At 71.7% G+C, this 1,046-nt stretch carries 1 protein-coding gene; it reads left to right on the top strand.

All coding sequences use genetic code 11. The annotated features are described in order from the left end of the window. Positions 1–1,046: aldehyde dehydrogenase family protein (locus IEW07_RS20705; protein ID WP_188540680.1), on the top strand; the 1,046-nt coding region annotated here is incomplete at both ends.

Below are 1,046 nucleotides of genomic sequence, written 5' to 3'. Positions count from 1 at the left end.
TGCCTCCGACGGGTCCACCTTCGAGGTGGAGAACCCCGCGACCGGGGAGGTCATCGCGACCATGGCCTCGGCCACCCGGGAGGACGCGGCCGCGGCGATGGACGCCGCCGCGGCCGCCCAGGACTCCTGGGCCCGGACCCCGGCGAGGGTGCGCTCGGAGATCCTGCGGGCGGCTTTCGACCTGGTCCAGGAGCGGGCCGAGGACCTGGCGCTGCTGATGACCCTGGAGATGGGCAAGCCCTTCGCCGAGGCCCTGGGGGAGGTGAAGTACGGCGGGGAGTTCCTGCGCTGGTTCTCCGAGGAAGCCGTGCGCGACTACGGCCGCTACATCGAGGCCCCCGAGGGCACCCTGCGGATGCTGGTCACCCACAAGCCGGTGGGCCCGTGCCTGCTGATCACCCCGTGGAACTTCCCGCTGGCGATGGCCACCCGCAAGGTCGCCCCGGCGGTGGCCGCCGGGTGCACCATGGTCCTCAAGCCCGCGCGGCTGACCCCGCTCACCAGTCAGTACTTCGCCGCGCTCATGGTCGAGGCCGGGCTGCCGGCCGGGGTGCTCAACGTCGTCTCCTCGGCTTCCGCCGCTGATGTGTCGGAGCCGATCATGGCCGACCCCCGGCTGCGGAAGGTCTCCTTCACCGGCTCCACCCCGGTGGGCAAGCAGCTGATGAAGGCCGCCACCGAGACCGTGCTGCGCACCTCCATGGAGCTCGGCGGCAACGGCCCGCTGATCGTCTTCGAGGACGCCGATGTGGACAAGGCCGTGGCCGGGGCGATGGCGGCGAAGATGCGCAACATGGGCGAGGCCTGCACCGCCGCCAACCGCCTGCTGGTGCACGAGGCCGTCGTCGACGAGTTCGTGGAGAAGCTGGCCGAGAAGATGGCCGGCCTGACCGTGGGCAACGGCGTGGAGGAGGGCGTCACGGTCGGGCCGATGGTCGAGGCCAAGGCGCGGGACTCCGTGGAGGAGTTCGTCACCGACGCCGTGGCCCGTGGCGCGACGGTGGTGGTGGGGGGCAAGCGGGTTCAAGGGCCCGGGTACTTCTTCG

This window comes from Kocuria dechangensis, from assembly GCF_014636775.1.
GTDB lineage: Bacteria > Actinomycetota > Actinomycetes > Actinomycetales > Micrococcaceae > Kocuria > Kocuria dechangensis.
Note: the sequence above shows the minus strand (reverse complement) of the source record. Positions and strands in the feature narration are given on the sequence as shown.